General features: G+C 42.0%; 12 protein-coding genes. 6 read left to right on the top strand and 6 right to left on the bottom strand.

Translation table 11 applies throughout. The features are described from left to right. The first annotated feature begins 23 nt into the window (after positions 1–23). From ileS to AS141_RS07090, 5 genes are all read left to right on the top strand, one after another. Positions 24–3,398 carry an isoleucine--tRNA ligase gene (ileS, locus tag AS141_RS07110; RefSeq protein ID WP_057936953.1) on the top strand — a complete coding sequence of 1,125 codons (3,375 nt, stop codon included), beginning with the start codon at positions 24–26 and terminating at the stop codon, positions 3,396–3,398. A gap of 15 nt (positions 3,399–3,413) precedes the next feature. After that, complete coding sequence (locus tag AS141_RS07105) at positions 3,414–4,040, top strand: lipoprotein signal peptidase (RefSeq protein WP_057936952.1); 627 nt, start codon at positions 3,414–3,416, stop codon at positions 4,038–4,040. 222 nt (positions 4,041–4,262) lie between these two features. Then, a complete protein-coding gene (locus tag AS141_RS07100) occupies positions 4,263–7,202 on the top strand; it encodes a DEAD/DEAH box helicase (RefSeq protein WP_057936951.1) in 2,940 nt (979 codons plus the stop codon). A gap of 180 nt (positions 7,203–7,382) precedes the next feature. Beyond that, entirely contained in the window at positions 7,383–8,729 is a 1,347-nt protein-coding gene (locus AS141_RS07095) for a PhoH family protein (RefSeq protein ID WP_057936950.1), read from the top strand. Between the two features lie 421 nt (positions 8,730–9,150). Next, the gene (locus tag AS141_RS07090; protein ID WP_057936949.1) at positions 9,151–9,372 is read left to right on the top strand and encodes a hypothetical protein; all 222 of its coding nucleotides are present in this window, start codon (positions 9,151–9,153) and stop codon (positions 9,370–9,372) included. Between the two features lie 99 nt (positions 9,373–9,471). On the opposite strand, the gene AS141_RS07085 is transcribed toward AS141_RS07090, so the two are convergent. From AS141_RS07085 to AS141_RS07060, 6 genes are all read right to left on the bottom strand, one after another. Beyond that, positions 9,472–10,230, bottom strand: a complete 759-nt coding sequence (locus tag AS141_RS07085) for a LytR/AlgR family response regulator transcription factor (RefSeq protein ID WP_057936948.1) — start codon at positions 10,228–10,230, stop codon at positions 9,472–9,474. A 212-nt stretch (positions 10,231–10,442) separates the two neighbouring features. Then, the gene (locus tag AS141_RS07080; RefSeq protein ID WP_057936947.1) at positions 10,443–11,177 is read right to left on the bottom strand and encodes a LytR/AlgR family response regulator transcription factor; all 735 of its coding nucleotides are present in this window, start codon (positions 11,175–11,177) and stop codon (positions 10,443–10,445) included. Between the two features lie 14 nt (positions 11,178–11,191). Continuing rightward, a complete protein-coding gene (locus AS141_RS07075; RefSeq protein ID WP_057936946.1) occupies positions 11,192–12,244 on the bottom strand; it encodes a sensor histidine kinase in 1,053 nt (350 codons plus the stop codon). Positions 12,245–12,315: 71 nt separating this feature from the next. Continuing rightward, positions 12,316–15,156, bottom strand: a complete 2,841-nt coding sequence (uvrA, locus tag AS141_RS07070; RefSeq protein WP_057936945.1) for an excinuclease ABC subunit UvrA — start codon at positions 15,154–15,156, stop codon at positions 12,316–12,318. 193 nt (positions 15,157–15,349) lie between these two features. Beyond that, complete coding sequence (locus AS141_RS07065; protein WP_057936944.1) at positions 15,350–16,288, bottom strand: lytic transglycosylase domain-containing protein; 939 nt, start codon at positions 16,286–16,288, stop codon at positions 15,350–15,352. A 192-nt stretch (positions 16,289–16,480) separates the two neighbouring features. After that, positions 16,481–17,203 carry an LOG family protein gene (locus tag AS141_RS07060; protein WP_057936943.1) on the bottom strand — a complete coding sequence of 241 codons (723 nt, stop codon included), beginning with the start codon at positions 17,201–17,203 and terminating at the stop codon, positions 16,481–16,483. Between the two features lie 172 nt (positions 17,204–17,375). Between AS141_RS07060 and AS141_RS07055 the strand changes: the two genes are divergently transcribed. Then, a complete protein-coding gene (locus tag AS141_RS07055) occupies positions 17,376–17,975 on the top strand; it encodes a YkgJ family cysteine cluster protein (protein WP_057936942.1) in 600 nt (199 codons plus the stop codon). Positions 17,976–17,995: the final 20 nt, after the last annotated feature.

Genomic DNA, 17,995 nt, shown 5'->3' with positions numbered 1-17,995 from the left:
TACTTGCCTTAAGAAAGGATACAGTGAAGACATATCAGGAATTTAAACAAATGGATTATCCCGAGATCGGGGAATCTGTATTGAAGTACTGGAAAGAAAACCAGATTTTCGAGCAATCAGTAGCGAACCGTGATGGTGCGGAGACATTTACTTTTTTCGAAGGTCCGCCTTCAGCAAATGGTACTCCGGGAATTCATCACGTAATGGCGCGTGCGATAAAGGATGTTTTCTGTCGGTACAAAACGCTTCAGGGTTTTCAGGTGAAGCGAAAAGGCGGTTGGGATACACACGGATTGCCCGTGGAACTTCAAGTCGAAAAAGAGCTGGGCATCACCAAAGAAGATATCGGGAAGACAATCTCTGTAGAAGACTATAATAAAAGGTGCCGGGAGACGGTCATGCGATTCAAGGATGAATGGGATGAAATGACTGAGAAAATAGGCTACTGGGTGGATCTGGATGATCCTTATATCACCTTTGATCCGAAATATATTGAGTCACTTTGGAGCTTACTGAAGAGACTTTATGAGAAAAACCTGCTTTACAAAGGCTATACTATCCAACCGTATTCTCCTGCTGCAGGTACAGGCTTGAGTTCACATGAGCTCAATCAGCCGGGAACTTACAAGGATGTAAAGGACACTTCCATTACTGCGCAATTCAAAGTGAAAGGACAGGAAAACACCTACATTCTAGCATGGACGACTACACCTTGGACTTTGCCAGCCAACTCGGCTTTGGCAATCGGGGAGAACTTGGATTATGTGAAAGTGAAGACTTTCAATCCATATACTTACAATGCCTGTACAGTGATTTTGGCGAAAGCCAGAATGAATGCCTACCTGAACCCTAAAGCTGCGGAGCTGGAATTGGAAGAGTACAAAGACGGGGATAAACTGATTCCTTTCGAAGTAATCGAAGAATTCAAAGGAAAAGATATGCTAGGCTGGGAATATGAGCAACTGTTTCCAATAGCTGGTTTGGCGCTTCCGCATCCGGCATTTACGGTTGTCTCAGGAGATTATGTTACCACTGAAGATGGTACGGGAATCGTGCATCTTGCCAAAGCTTTTGGTGCGGATGACTTTAGAACGCTGGCACAGAATAATGTACCAGGGGTCTTCGTAAAAGATGAGCAGGGCAAGGATATTCCTATTGTGGATAAGCAGGGTAAATTCATCACTATGGTGGGGGAGTATCTGGTACGGAAAGTAGCTGAACATGACATCACGGCACATAAATCCTATGGCGTGGATGATTTCTATGTGAAAAACTACACTGAAGATGATGAAAGTGCGGCGGACTATAAAAACACCGACGTGATCATTTCCATCATCCTGAAAAATGAAAACAAGGCTTTCAAAGTAGAAAAGTATGAGCACAGCTATCCACACTGCTGGAGAACTGACAAGCCTGTGCTTTACTATCCTATGGATAGTTGGTTTATCAAGACTACAGCTTATAAGGACCGATTGGTAGAACTGAACAAGACGATCAACTGGAAGCCTGAAGCTACAGGTACTGGCCGTTTTGGAAACTGGCTGGAAAATCTTGTGGATTGGAACCTGAGCCGCTCACGTTTCTGGGGTACACCACTTCCGATCTGGAGAACTGAAGATGGAACGGAGGAACGTTGCATAGGATCGATAGCTGAACTTGAAAAGGCGATTGAAGAGTCAATTGCAGCAGGATTTATGCAGAAATCTCCCTACGAAGGCAAGGAAATAGATCTTCACCGTCCCTATGTGGATGACGTGACTTTAGTGTCTGCCAAAGGAGAAAAGATGTTCCGCGAACCGGATCTGATAGATGTGTGGTTTGACTCCGGAGCCATGCCCTATGCCCAGTGGCATTACCCGTTTGAAAATGAGGATATTTTCAAAGCAAACTATCCTGCTGACTACATCGCCGAAGGTGTGGATCAGACTCGTGGCTGGTTCTTTACGCTTCATGCAATTGCGGTGATGTTGTTTGATAGCGTGGCTTTCAAAAACGTAATAGCAAACGGACTTGTACTCGATAAAAACGGCAATAAAATGTCCAAGCGACTGGGCAATGCAGTGGATCCTTTCAAAACACTGAAAGAATATGGTCCGGATGCAGTGCGCTGGTACATGCTGAGCAACGCCAATCCTTGGGATAACCTGAAATTCAATCTGGATGGTGTGACAGAGGTGCAGCGACGCTTCTTTGGCACACTTCAGAATACGTATAACTTCTTCGCGCTGTATGCAAATCTGGATGCATTTGTCTATGACAAGTCAATGGCTGTGCCTGTGTCAGAGAGAGCAGAATTGGATCAGTGGATCATCTCCAAACTGCAATCATTGATTGCTGAGGTGGAAGATGCGATGGATAATTACGATGCTACTAAGGCGACCCGTGCGATCATGAGTTTCACCGTGGATCAGCTTTCCAACTGGTATGTGAGATTGGCGAGAAAACGGTTTTGGAGAGGTGATATGAATGCGGATAAGCAAGCGGCTTATGAGACTTTATATGAGTCTTTGCTCACACTTACCCAGTTGATGTCATCTTTTGCACCATTCTATGCGGATTGGTTGTACCAGAACCTGACCGAATCGGGAGCTGAAGCCAAAGCTTCTGTGCATTTGACAGATTGGGTTACTGCAGATTCTGCCTTGATCAATAAAGACCTGGAAGAAAGTATGGAGCTTGCCCAGACGATCAGCTCATTGGTTCACTCACTGAGGAAGAAGGAAAAAATGAAGGTGCGGCAGCCTCTGCAGCGCATTCTGATCCCAATTTTAAAAGAAAAGACCAAGGCACAGATTGAGCATTTGGATGAGCTGATCAAATCTGAGGTTAATATCAAGGATATTGAATTCATAGATGATGCTTCCGGCATCTTGGTGAAGAGTGTGAAGCCGAATCTTCCCGTTCTGGGTAAAAAATTAGGGCCAAAAATGAGGTTCGTTGTTGCTGCGATTAATCAATGGAGTCAAACGGAAATCGCTGAAATAGAGCGTGAAGGTAAAATACCAGTTGTGGTGGAAGGTGAAAGTCTGGAGTTGCTTTTGGAAGAAGTGTTGATCACTTCCCAGGATATCCCCGGCTGGTCTGTGGCTTCGGATCAAGGAGTAACAGTAGCGCTTGATGTAACTCTTTCTGAAGAATTGAAACAGGAAGGAGTTGCCAGAGATCTGGTGAACCGTATCCAGAATCTGCGTAAGGATATGGGACTGGAAGTGCAAGATAAGATTAACATTAAGATTGCTGACGAAAATGAATTGGTGAAAAATGCAATCAAATCGTTTGGTGAGTATATCCAAACTGAAACCCAAGCGTTAAATTTGTTGTTTGGTTCTGAACTCAAAGATGCAACAATGCTGGAAATGGATGATTTTGAACTAGCCGTACAGGTGAAAAAAGCCTAAGGCAAAAAGTAAATAATGAATAAATACATCAAATATTTTGGCATTGCCTTATTGGTGATCCTCATAGATCAGGCGGTAAAAATGCTGGTACATTTTCAGATGGACTTTGGTTCTCCGGGGCAGATTCCAGTATTCGGAGACTGGTTCAAACTGCATTATACCACCAACCCGGGCATGGCATTTGGAATGGAGTTGGGTTCTGAATATGGTAAATTACTCCTGACATCTTTTCGCTTGGTGGCGATGGTGGGGATAGGGTATTACTTATATCATATCATTGAAAAGAAGCAGCCCTCCCTATATATTGTGTGTATAGCCATGATTTTGGGAGGAGCAATAGGCAATTTAGTCGATTCTGTATTCTATGGAGTTTGGTTAAATAATGCTCCCTATAATGCTTCTACGCCTTGGTTTCACGGCCAGGTAGTCGATATGTTCTACTTTGATATCTGGGAGGGCAATCTACCGGGGTGGCTACCGATATGGGGAGGAAGTTATACTGCGTTGTGGCCGATTTTTAATGTGGCCGATGCGGCTATATTCATTGGTGTAGCAATGATTCTTATATTCCAAGGCAGGTTTTTCCCAGAAAAAAGAGAGGAAAACAAACATTTAAAGAAAGAAGAAGTAGATCAGATTTAGGAATAGCATCTCCATTGACTGAATTAAAAGTCTTTAGAAGCAAAAGTGATGATTTTAGGGACTTTTTATCTTTTCGGGCAGAAAATTGGCTCAAATCATGAATTTGAGCAGTATTTTTTGTAATTTTCAACTTGCATTTCCCTTTTTTGGGATATTAAACCCCGACTTAGCTTCCTTTGTTCAACCCTAACTACATGGAAGTTTTGTCACTTTGATAATTATATGATAGTTGATTCTGACAAACCCTTTCAGATAGTTTATTCTATTTATAGCCATGAATACCTAGGGCTTTTAATTGAATCTTTTGTAGTACAGATAGACCCACAAGGAAGACTGTCTCTGGCTTATCAAAATATCAGTTCAGCAAATGCTGGCGAATTTGATTCAGGATTGGACAAGACAGATTACGATTTGATAAAAATCATGGATTCAATGAATCCTGAAGTCGTAGTAAAGCCTTTTATCAAAAGAGGAAATATACGTCCAAAGCAGTACCTGGCTAAAATTTTTGATCCTAAAACTGAGGATAAAAAGACACAGGATGCCATTGAGGAAGTAATCGAAAAAAAGCGTTCCAAAATAATGCCTCTGCTGATCGGCAAGAGACTTTTTGAGATGGGCAGTGACGGTAATCCTGTATGGAAAGAAATCATAGTAAATGCGGAACGGGCCAGTGTATTGTTTCATTTTCACAAAAATGAAGAAAATACACATTACTGGCCTACGATCAAATTCAAAGGAGAGAAGCTTGACTGGCAATACAAGAATGGCTATTTCATCAGTAATGAGCCTGGCTGGCTGGTCGTCCAGGGCCAGCTCTTTCATTTTGAAAAAGGAATTGACGGGAGGAAGCTTAAGGCATTTCTGAATAAAAAATTTATTGTCATCGACAAGCGCATTGAGCCTAGTTACTATCGTGGCTTTATGGCCAATCTGATTTCCCAATTCGACGTAGAATCAGTTGGTTTTGACATTAATATTGAGCGTGGCACACCGGAAGTATTTATAAATATCAGTGATTTGCCGGGGGGATCAGGAAAAAATCTCTTTGGGGAGGAAGGGGAGAAACTGGAGGAAGATAAAATAGTGTTCGAACTTAGGTTCAAGTACGGAAGTATTGATTTTCCAGTGCAGACACCAAGTTCAGAAAAACACGGCGCTTCTGTAAGGCTGGAAGAAGGAAATGACAGCTATACATTCTATAAGACAATCCGCAGTACACAAAAAGAAAAGGCGTATTTGAAAATGCTCCGGGATAAAGGCTTGGAGTTCAAAATAGGAAAAGATGCGCTGCCTAAGACAGAGGCATTTGAGTGGATCGGTGAAAACGAGGATTTTCTGGATATTGAGAAGATCAAAATTGTACAAAAGCCAAATGCCAAAGGAAAGGTTTATAATATAGGCAAGGCACAGATTTCCATAGAAGTCAATGAAAATATCGATTGGTTTGATGTGAAAGCACTGATCAAATTCGGGATTTACCTTGTGCCTTTTGCAAAGCTCCGGAAGCTTTTGCTTCAGGGGAAAGCTGAATTTGAATTGCCTAATGGGGAAATTGCCGTGATTCCATCATCTTGGTTTGTGAATTACGCTGAGCTTTTTAATTTCATGGAAGACCGTGGAGATGAGAATACCATGGTGCTGCGCAAACATCATCTGGCGTTGGCTAAGGAAATGGAAGAAGGGAATCTCGTCCAAGTCACGCTCAGCAGGAAACTGGAGAGACTTAGGGATTTTGAATCTATTGAAGAGTATTCCCTGCCTAGTAATTTTGAAGGAATTCTGCGTCCCTACCAACACGCGGGCTACAATTGGCTTAGATTCCTCAATGAGTTTAAATTTGGTGGATGTCTTGCCGATGATATGGGCTTAGGTAAAACGGTCCAAACGCTTGCTTTGCTTGCCCACGAGATGGAAGAAAACCCTGGATTGACTTCACTTTTGGTAATGCCTACATCCCTGATTTATAACTGGGAGTTAGAGGCAAAGAAGTTTACTCCGGAATTGAAAATCCTAGTTTATTCTGGAACGCAACGTATCAAAGACCCATGGAGATTTGGGGAATATGATTTGGTATTGACTTCCTATGGAATTACCAGACTGGACATAGAAGTGCTAAAAGGATTCTACTTCAATTATATTATTTTGGATGAATCCCAAGCCATCAAAAATCCTGGGAGTAATATTGCGGCAGCTGTAAATCACCTGAAGAGCAAACAAAAATTGATACTGACAGGTACCCCAGTGGAAAATAGCACAATGGATCTCTGGTCTCAAATGAACTTCATCAATCCAGGATTGCTGGGGAATCAGAATACATTCAAGAAGCAGTTTTTGCTGCCAATAGAAAAACAGGGCGATCTGGATAAATCCGCCAAGCTTCATGCGATGATCAAGCCATTTATCCTAAGAAGGCTGAAATCGCAGGTAGCCACAGACCTTCCTGAGAAAATCACCAACGTGAAATATTCTACTATGACTTCTGCCCAAGAGGAAGTTTATGAAGAGGTGAAAAGCTATTATAGAGAAAAGATTATTTCTGATATCCAGAGTACAGGCAGAAATAATCAGCAGTTCACTTTATTACGTGGCCTTACCCAGCTTCGTCAAATCGCCAACCATCCGAAACTGGTCAGAGATGACTACGAAGGTGAATCGGGCAAATTGGAAGATGTGACCTATATGCTACAGTCTACTATTTCTGAGGGGCATAAAGTGCTGGTGTTTAGCCAGTTTGTAAGGCATTTGGCAATCGTAAAAAGTTATCTGGACAAAGAGGGGATTCCCTATGCATACCTTGATGGTGCAACTAAGGACCGTCAGGCTCAGGTGGAGAAATTTCAGGAAAACGAGGATATTAAAGTCTTCCTGATTTCCCTAAAAGCGGGTGGAGTAGGACTGAATCTGACCAGAGCAGGGTATGTGTTTTTGCTTGACCCATGGTGGAATCCTGCTGTGGAAGCACAGGCAATAGATAGGGCACATAGAATCGGCCAGGAAAACAAGGTCATCATTTATAAGTTCATCACACGAGGATCTGTGGAGGAGAAAATCATGGCACTCCAGGACCGCAAGCTGGCCTTAGCCGGAGAATTGATCAGTACCGAAGAGAGCTTTATGAAGAGCCTTGATCAGGAAGATATTGCTGCATTGCTGGACTAAAAAACGCTTATTTTTCTCAAAAGGGTAGAATCGCAAATTCTGCCCTTTTTTTATTGGTTTGATAGTCAAATATATAGGAAAGGATCACATTTAATTAACTATAAATTCTCATTGAAACTTTGTCAATAGCCCGAATATTTTTCTAAATTAAATCATATAGTACCACTACAATACCTGCGCATGCCTAGAGCCAAGTCCGAAAAAGATCGGAAAATCTTTGTGCTGGATACTTCGGTAATCCTTTATGCACACAACTCCATAATGAATTTTGCCGAGCACGACGTGGTCATCCCGATCACGGTGCTGGAGGAACTTGATCAATTCAAGAAAGGCAATGATACCAAGAATTTTGAAGCCCGTGAATTCATCCGACTGCTGGATAAACTCTCGCAGGATCATATGATCCACGAGTGGACCCCGCTCAATGGAAAGACCAGGGGAAACTTCAGGGTACTGATGAATCCCGAGAATCAGATCAACGCCAACGAGATTTTTGGCGAAGAGAAGAATGATCACAAGATTCTCAACTGTGCGCTTTACCTCAAACAGCATGAAAAAGGAAGAAAAGTAATCTTGGTCAGTAAAGATATTAATCTCCGCTTAAAGGCGAAATCAATTGATTTACTTGCTGAAGACTATGAGACCGGTAAAATCAAGAATATCGTTGAGCTCGAAAATACGGGAAAATATATCCTTGACAACATAGATCCATCGCATATAAACAAGCTCTATGATCAGGGCTATATTGAGGCTAAGACAGTTTTGGGTACGAGGAAAAGAAAGTCAAATGCTTACTACATACTCAAAAGTGATAAGAATTCAGTTTTGGCCTATTACAATTCTGAAGAAAGCATCCTTGAGCGTGTAGATAAAAAGTTGGCCTATAACGTAAAGCCAAGAAATGCGGAGCAGACTTTCGCTCTTCACGCAATTACCAACCCAAATATCCGCTTGGTTTCCATTCAGGGAGTTGCTGGTACGGGTAAGACTTTGCTGGCTTTGGCGGGTGCCCTGGAGCAAAGAAGAGAATACAAGCAGATTTTCTTGGCTAGACCCATTGTGCCCTTGAGTAACAAGGACATCGGATATCTTCCTGGGGACATCAAATCCAAACTTAATCCCTATATGGAGCCGCTTTGGGATAATCTGAAATTCATCCAAAATCAATATAAGGAAACGGATAAGGAGTTTCAGAAAATCACAGAGTTGGTAAATCAGGAAAAGCTGGTGATTCAGCCATTGGCCTATATCCGTGGACGCTCACTTTCCAATATCTTCTTTATCGTAGACGAAGCGCAGAACCTTACACCACATGAGATCAAGACCATCATCTCAAGGGCCGGTGAAAACACCAAAATCATCTTCACCGGGGATGTTTTCCAAATCGATACACCTTATTTGGATTCTCAGAGTAACGGATTGTCTTACCTGATCGATCGTGTCAAAGATCACCCGCTCTATGCGCATATCAAACTGGAAAAAGGTGAGCGCTCGGAGCTGGCAAATCTGGCGAATGAGTTGCTGTAAGCCCCTCTATATGTAGTTAAATGGCTGTCTCATAATCCGCTTTTCCTGTCAGGCGGAGCGAAATCTTCTATCGGAAAACTTAAGCACATTTCGGTTCCTTGCCAACCGACAGATGGCTCTCAATGTGATATGTATGGGTTTTGGGACAGCCTCTTTTGCTTTATCGGCTAGCTGACACAGAAGTATCCGCCATTAGGCTCTGTACGAAAAGGATAAACTGTGAAGTATTTTTTGAAAACGTCATCGTTTAGTGTAACCGATCAAGCGATGAATAATTGTCCACCTCTGGGTTTGGTGTGTTCAAAAGCGTACATATGATAAATCAAAAATATTGCTAACTATTTGATTTCAAGATACTTATGATTTTGGGTCGCTTTTTGGCATATAGCCAATATAGAAATTAAACCAACGTATTACTGCCATGATTACTTCACTATTTTCCCAAAAAAACATTTGTGCTGCACTGGGCTTCGTAATGGCAATTACCATTGTTTGGAAAGCTAAAGTTGAGACAAATCTTGCTAGGCAAACTGCCCTTATTGAATATACTGAACCAACTTACAATACCGGCATGCCGTCAAATTCAAAAGCTGAAAAAGCATTCGAATTCAAAAAATTAAGAACCGATACCTCGGTTCTTTAATAAGCTAAATGGGAGAAATTCCCATAACTAGTACTCGTAAGGGTAGATTTGGTTGATTGTTTGATCGAAAGAGGTGGGTAGTAGCCCACCTTTTTGTATTTAACTTTCTGTAATGGTACTTAATTTCGCCAGGAAACTATTATAGTATTGTCTTCCTACCTGTACTGTGGCTCCTGAGCGGAGTGTTATTTCTTTGGTATTGAAACTATCTATCTGCCCGAGTTGTACAATGAAGGACTTTTGCACACGAAGAAACAACTGAGAGGGAAGAATTTCTTCAATTTCCTTCATTGATTTTCGGATATTGTAGTCCCTGTTTCTAGTGAAAATGGTCACCATATTCCCATTGGCTTCGATATAATAAATGTCTTCATAAGATACACGTTCAAAGGCATTATCAGCTTTGATGAATACAGCATCGGTTACCAAATAAGGGCTATCGCTGCTTGTCGGGCTTACAGCAGCAACTTCACTTACTGGCTTTGTCCGCTTGTTATAGAGGACAATCTCCACAATAGCATGAATGTCATTCGTATTGAATGGCTTAACTATAAATCCGGCGGGATTTATTCTTTTTGCTCTTTCAATAATCGTTGGATCCGAATAGGAGGTTACATAGACCAGTGGGGCATCCACCATTTGTTTTACAATTTCCCCGAGTTCTATTCCATCTTTATCGCCTTTGAGTTTGATATCCATAAATATCAAATCAGGCCGATTCTTTTTGATGATTTTAATACACTGATTTGCAGAATTCGCAATGTCGGTGTTGACATAACCCAGGAGCTCTAATATTTCCTGAATATTTTCTGCAATGCTGATATCGTCTTCGACGATTAATATCCGCTCTTCTTTCATCTGATTATCCTTGGTTTTTAATGGTCAGATGGAATCTCGCATGGATTAAAACCATGACTTTGTGTATCGTTCTTCGTGTTGCTCGATTTCATAAGATGATGGCAGATGCTGCGTTTAAGTGTGGAACTGATATTTCATGCTGTTAAAAACAATTACTCCCTATTTACGGAAATTATAAATGAAATCAAATGCTTTTTACTGGATATGAAATATTATAAGCTCATCATTTCCTTGAAACGCGCCGCCTGTCTTCTGCTGACCTCAATTCTATCTCCGCCTTTAAGGGTGACCACAAGCCCGCCGTTAAACCAAGGTTCTATTCCTTCCACCCAGCCAAGGTTGATGATGTGCTTTCTGCTTGCGCGAAAAAAGGATTTCTCATCCAACCGTTCATCTAAAGCGTTCAGGGATTTATGTATCATTGGCTTGAAGTTGTCAAAGTACACTTTAATATAATTGCCGTCTGACTCAAACAGGCGGACATTGGAAAGCCTGACAAACCAGCACCGATCACCATCTTTTACGAATACCTGGTCTTCCAGTGTAAGTTTCTGGTGGTTTCTTGCTGAAGAGGATTCCTCATTTTTGCTGAACCCGTCTATTTTTCCCTGCAATTTGGTGATCGCCTCTTCCAGTCTTTGGGGTTCGATCGGTTTAAGGAGATAATCCAGTGCGTTCACCTGGAATGCCTTCAAGGCGTATTCATCGTAGGCAGTGGTAAATATCACATGGGGGACGTTATCCAATTCTTCCAGAAGTTCAAATCCCGTTTTCTCAGGCATTTGGATATCAAGAAAAATCACATCTGGATTCAGCTGGTCAATTTTATCTTTGGCATCATCCACATTTACCGCTTCGCCTACTACTTCTACACTTTCTAGTTGATTTAACAGGGTGATCAGTTCCTTACGTGCTAATCTTTCATCATCAATTACAATAGCTCTCATTTTTGTTGAGTTTGTTATTCAAATGTAACTTTTTGTTTAGGGATTTTTATTTCGGTGATAACGAATTGATTCCCTGAGTTGAAGATACGGAAGCTTGCTTTATCTCCATATATTAACTTAAGTCTTTGTACAGTATTGCTCAGTCCGTGGCCTTGTTCCTCATCTGGGATTAAAGAAGGTTGGTGGGTAAGGTGCCCACTGTTTTTGACCTGAATATACAAATCATCGTGCAACCCTTCTCTGCATTTCACCTCAATGGTCCCGCCTTTTACCAGGTTTGAAACGCCATGTTTCACTCCGTTTTCCACAATAGTTTGTAGCATCATAGGAGGGATTTTATAGCTGTAGGCCTCATCCTCAATATGGTATACTACACTCAGTCTCTCCTCAAAGCGAATGGATTCAAGTTCCAGGTAATCTTTTACGGTATTTAGTTCATCACCAAATTCAATGGTTTGCTTCTTGTCCATCATCAGTGAAAAGCGAAGCATATTTGATATTCGGGTTATGGCTGTTTTTGCTTTGGTAGGATCTTCATCCACCAATGCCCGTACACTATTCAGTGCATTGAAAATGAAATGTGGGTTGAGTTGACTTTTAAGGTGGTTAAGTCTAATCTCATTGATTTTGGCCTCGTACTTTAAGGTTGTGTTATAATTGTCCAAAAAATGCACCAGGAAATACATTACAAACCACAGCGCAAATAATAAGATTGCCTGGAATATGTTTGCCAATATCACTAAAATCTTAAAATCTTCGGCAGGATTCAGCGTGCCAAAGGCAATATTTATTAGAATCTGTGCAACGAAATTGGCTAATGAGAGCGCTAGTATAGCAAGAAATGACTGGAAGAATAGCTGACCAATGCTAAGCTTAAACCAATTGTACCTTTTAACTATATAGCGTAGAAAATGCGTAGAAATAAGGTTAGTGGCAGCGAGTACAATAAATGCCCAGATCTGGACAGCCGTTACTCCTTGGGAAAGAGAGGCCAAAAAAATGGTCACTGCGGCAAAACCACCCCAACCCAGTACTTGTAGTAACCAATATAGCCCTTTTCGGTTCATAATCGTTCAAAGATAACTAACACAGTGATCTCCCCTTTCTTAATTTGATAAAAGGAGGATACCCTTGATTATTACCCTTGCTGGCTATTTAATTCTATTTTGAGAAATTTTCCAGTGTAGCTCTTTGCCGTGTCTGCAACCTTTTCAGGACTTCCCTGAACAACAATAGTTCCTCCTTTGTTTCCTCCCTCTGGTCCAAGATCTACTACGTAATCAGCCATTTTGATCACGTCCATGTTATGTTCAATAATCAAGACTGTGTTTCCTTTGGAAACCAGTCCATTTACCACCAGCATCAATAGCTCAATATCTTGGAAGTGGAGCCCGGTAGTAGGTTCGTCAAGGATATAGAATGTCTTGCCTGTGTCTTTTTTTGATAGTTCTGTCGCTAATTTTACCCGCTGGGCTTCCCCACCGGATAGCGTAGTGGCATGCTGACCAAGCGTAATGTATCCTAACCCCACATCATTGAGCGTCTTGATTTTTCTTAGAATTTTTGGGAGCTTATCGAAGAATTCAACAGCCTGCTCTACGGTCATATCGAGTACGTCGGAGATTGATTTTCCTTTGTATCGAATCTCAAGTGTTTCCCGGTTGTAGCGTTTACCCTTACAAGTTTCACATGGCACATGCACATCGGGAAGGAAATCCATCTCTATGAGCTTCATGCCCGCACCTTCGCAGTCTTCACATCTTCCACCTTTTACATTGAAGGAAAACCGGCCAGGTTTGTATCCCCGTATTTTAGCCTCCGGGAGCTCAGTAAAAAGTGTCCGTATGTCTGAAAATACCCCCGTATAAGTAGCTGGATTTGATCTTGGTGTTCTTCCTATTGGGGACTGATCCACCTCTATCACTTTATCCAAATGCTCCAGTCCTGCTACACTTTTATAAGGCATAGGACTTTTCTTTGAGTGATAGATATGTTGATTCAGAATTGGATATAAAGTCTCATGAATCAAGGTGCTTTTTCCACTTCCGGAAACTCCGGTAATACATATTAGTGTGCCTAGAGGTAGCTTAAGGTCAACATTTTTAAGATTATTTCCTGTGGCACCCTTAATCAGAAGCTCCTTCCCTTTTCCTTTCCTTCGCTCTTTGGGTACAGGCAAGCCAATTTTACCTGAAAGGTACTTGGCAGTGAGCCCTCCTGTTTGTAAAATTTCCGCTGGAGTACCATCTGCAACAATACTTCCGCCATGCCGCCCTGCACCCGGCCCCATATCCAGGAGATAATCCGAGGCCAGCATCATGTCTTTGTCATGCTCCACCACCAAAACAGAATTACCCAGATTCCGCAAGCTTTGGAGTGCTTGAATCAGCTTCTCGTTATCACGCTGATGGAGTCCAATACTCGGCTCATCCAGAATATATAACACCCCTACTAATTGGGTCCCGATCTGTGTAGCAAGCCTGATCCGCTGTGCCTCACCTCCGGAAAGTGTCCGCAGAGGCCTATTGAGCGATAAATAATCCAAGCCTATATCCAGCAAGAATCCGATTCTTTTTCGGATCTCCTTCAAGACCTCCACTGCTATTACATTTTGTTTTTCAGATAGCCGATCTTCCAGTCCTACAAACCATTCTTTTAAGGAGCGGATATCCATCACTGCCAGTTGGCCAATATGCGTATTGTCTATTTTGATGTGTAGTGCCTCTTGTTTGAGCCTATAGCCATGGCAATCCGGGCAGGTCTGGGTAATGGTATATTCACTTACCCAGTCTTGGATCTTATCAGAACTGCCTTCCTGATATTTTTTCAAAAAGTTGATAATTCCTTCGAAAGTTGTATGCCACTTGGTGCCTGGGTATTTTACAGAATCTACAGCTACTTCTATTTTATCCCCATTGAGAAGAATTTCCACCACATGCTCCGGAAGTTTTTCTATAGGTGTACTCATGCTACACTTGTAGTGCTTGAGAATAGCTTCTATTTTCTTGAAAATCCAGATATCCCTGTATTCGCCGAGTGGCGCTATTCCACCTCTGGTAATGCTGAGTTTTGGATCCGGAATAATACTTTCACGGGTGATTTCTTCGGTAATCCCAAGGCCGCTACAGGTAGGACATGCCCCATATGGGCTATTGAAAGAAAAGGTGTTTGGTGCAGGCTCTTCATAGGAAAGTCCTGTCTCTGGATCCATGAGGTATTTGGAAAAATGATGAATCTCTCCCTCCTCATCGCGGATCATGATGACTCCCTTGCCATGTTGCAAAGCAGATTTCAGTGATTGAGTGATGCGAAAACGGTCAGATTCCTCCGCAACGATTCTATCAATTACAATCTCAATATCATGGATTTTGTAGCGGTCCACCTGCATTTTGGGCACCATTTCCATCACGACCCCATCAACACGTACTTTTGAAAAACCCATTTTACGGATCTGCTCGAATAGCTCACGGTAGTGACCCTTTCTACCCTTTACTACCGGAGCAAGGATGTAAAGCTTCTTGTTTAGGAAGTTGGTAAAGAGGAGATCGATGATCTGATCCTCTGTTTGCCGAACCATTTTGGATCCTGTCAAATAAGAATATGCTTCTCCTGCTCTTGCATATAGCAAGCGCATGAAATCATAAATTTCAGTGACTGTACCGACTGTAGAGCGCGGATTTTTGGAAGTAGTCTTTTGCTCGATTGCTATTACCGGAGAGAGTCCGTTGATTTTATCCACATCAGGACGTTCCATACCTCCCAGAAAGGATCTGGCATAAGCTGAAAAAGATTCCATATACCTACGCTGTCCTTCCGCATAGATCGTGTCAAATGCAAGAGAGCTTTTCCCACTACCACTCAGACCGGTGATTACCACAAGCTTGTTCCGTGGTATCTTCAGGTCTAGGTTTTTAAGATTATGCTCTCGAGCTCCAAATATCTCTATATATTCTTCCTGTGCAGGAGTGACTTGACTCATAGTAATCGGCGGGCAGTTTTAAACGGCGAAGGTACGGATTTTCAGCCGTACAAGGTAGTAAACTTCAAAGAGTATAACTCTAAACGGCAAGATTGGTTCCTTGATAAAATGAGTGATTTTTCTGCTCTCTTCCTTCACCTTAACCAACGAGGATTTTCTGCTATTTTCAAAGAAGCAATACTAATTTGAAATGTTACTCAGGGAGCAGAATTTCATAGGTTTTTCCCCGTTTCACATTCAGGTCTTTATCGCGTAGCCACGGGTTGTAAAGTTTCAATTCTTTATAGGTACTGTTTTGTTTCTTTGCCCAGTTTGCGAGGTTCTTTATATCGGCATCCACTGTAATTTTTCGCAGTGAAGGATTTTGATAATAGTCAGATTCACGAAGAAAAAAGCCAAACTCTCCCGGATTTTCGAAAATAACTTTGAACGCCAAAATCCGGAACAGATATCTGCTTGTTTCATCATTGAGGTACAGGTCATAATAATTCCTTACCATCTGATCTTCTTGTCTTCGCGAAAATCCTGATTGCCCCATATTATAGCTTGCCGCTACGCCTGTCCAATCACCAAATCTAGCATGAGCCTTAGTAAAGTACCTCGATGCTGCATAAGTCGCCTTTTTAAGGTGGTAACGCTCATCCACATCCTTGGATATTTCCAGTCCATATTCCTTGCCTGTGGATTCCAAAATCTGCCAAAAACCCTTCGCACCAGCCGGGGAAGCTACATTCATCAGGGCAGATTCTGCCATAGCGAGGTATTTGAAATCATCCGGAATACCGTTTTCTTCAAGCATTTTTTCTATGTCAGGGAGGAATTTGCTGGAGCGCTTCATTAGCAAAATCATGTTGGACTGCCAATACGCATTTACGTAAATTTCCCGTTCCAGGCGCTCCTTTACATCTTCTATCTCCAAAGGGACCTTCTCTCCGGCGAATGTCAGCTCTCCGGGAAGATCAAAAAGTCTGATCGTATCTCTTGAAGACAATGGCATACTTTGTAGCAGTTGTACATTTGCCACACTAGGTTCCACCGTAATTTCCTCGGGCGTTTTCCATAGCGCATATCCTGCCATTACCAGACAGATAATTATCAAGACATAAAGGGGGACTAGGTGAGATTTGTTCATTTAACAGGAGTAAGAAATGAATAGGAAAAACAAGTGAGAAGACGGACTTCCTGATTGGAGAGCAAGTGTCTGGCCTGAGTTAAAAACCTCTGCAGAAACCTGAGGGGTATTCTGGGCCAACCTGACTGCTATCAGGCCTGCTGGAACTTTTGAAGACTTTCAGAAACAACGGGGATGTTATTAAGACCAGGTTTAGAAATTCGGACTCAACAAATACTTGTTGTAAAATTCGTCAATCACTTTCACGGCCGCAGTTGCGTCTTCCACCACAGCGAACAGTTCGAGATCCTCCTCATTGATGTAGTGGTGCATTAGAAGCGTTTTTCTGATCCAGTCTACCAGACCTGACCAATAGTCTTTTCCTACCAAAACAATTGGAAACTTCCCGATTTTATTGGTCTGGATGAGTGTCAATGCTTCGAAGAACTCATCCATGGTGCCAAAGCCTCCGGGCAGCACCACGAATCCCTGAGAATACTTGACAAACATTACCTTACGTACAAAGAAGTAATCAAAGGTCATTAATTTGTCACGATCTATGTAAATATTATCAAATTGCTCAAACGGCAAAACAATATTCAGTCCAACCGATCTTCCTCCTTCCGAATGGGCGCCTTTATTACCTGCTTCCATGATCCCGGGTCCCCCACCTGTTATTACCCCATAGCCATGCCGAACGAGTTTGGCGGCAATTTCCTCTGCCATTTTATAATGACCATGGTCCCTGGGGGTCCTGGCAGAGCCAAAAATTGAAACGCACGGGCCGATTTTGGCAAGTTTTTCAAATCCCTCCACAAACTCCGACATTACCTTAAAAATCACCCAGGAGTCCGCACTTTTGATTTCACTCCAATCCCGCTCCTTAAAAGCCAGGCGAATTTTATCTTCTGCATTTTGATTTTCTAGATTGCTCATATCCTTCTTTTTTTTAAAGAAAACGATCTCTTGACTGAAATCGACGGTGTATTCGTTACAATTCAGATAGCTCCATGGTAAGTCTCTGATGCTCAATATAAAAAAATAGTAGCTTACGGGAATCAATAGACGCAGTCTGGTGTATTTTTGCGCTCTATTTGATAATAAAGAGATGAATCTCGCTGAAAAATCTCAAGCTATACTGAACGTGTTCGGTGAGCTAGAGTCAGAAACAAAGCAATTTGTATCTGAGAGTGGATTAGGCTGTGTATCCGGATGTGGCTTCTGCTGCGCCAATCCAAAAGTTCCTGCTTCACCATTAGAATTTCTTCCATTGGCCTTTGACCTCTATGAAAAAGGACTGGCCGAATCGACATTGGCACTTTTGGACAGTAAGGATGATGGGGCGAGCTGTGTGATGTACAGACCGTTGTCCGAAGACAGAAAGAAGGGGTTTTGCGGAAATCACACTAAAAGAGGGATGATCTGCAGGCTATTTGCGGCCTCAGCCCGTAGAACCAAATACGGCAAAAAAGACCTCATTATTTGCAAAGTATTGAAGGAAGAGAAAGCTGAAGAATTCCTACATGCCAGTGAGCGGATAAATAAAGACATGGATATTCCGCTTGCAACGGCATTTTATAGCCGTTTAGAAGAAATAGACCAGTCATTATGCCAGCAGTTCACAATAAATGAGGCTATAGCGTTTGCATTGGAATTAGTTTTGAGGTATAAGTTCTACCAAGAGCAGGAAGTTGATGTGATAGCATAATTTTTTTGCTCCTACCAATT

This window comes from Algoriphagus resistens (assembly GCF_001442615.1).
GTDB classification, from domain to species: domain Bacteria; phylum Bacteroidota; class Bacteroidia; order Cytophagales; family Cyclobacteriaceae; genus Algoriphagus; species Algoriphagus resistens.
The sequence above is the reverse complement of the archived record's forward strand: the minus strand, read 5'-3'. Positions and strand labels throughout refer to the sequence as shown.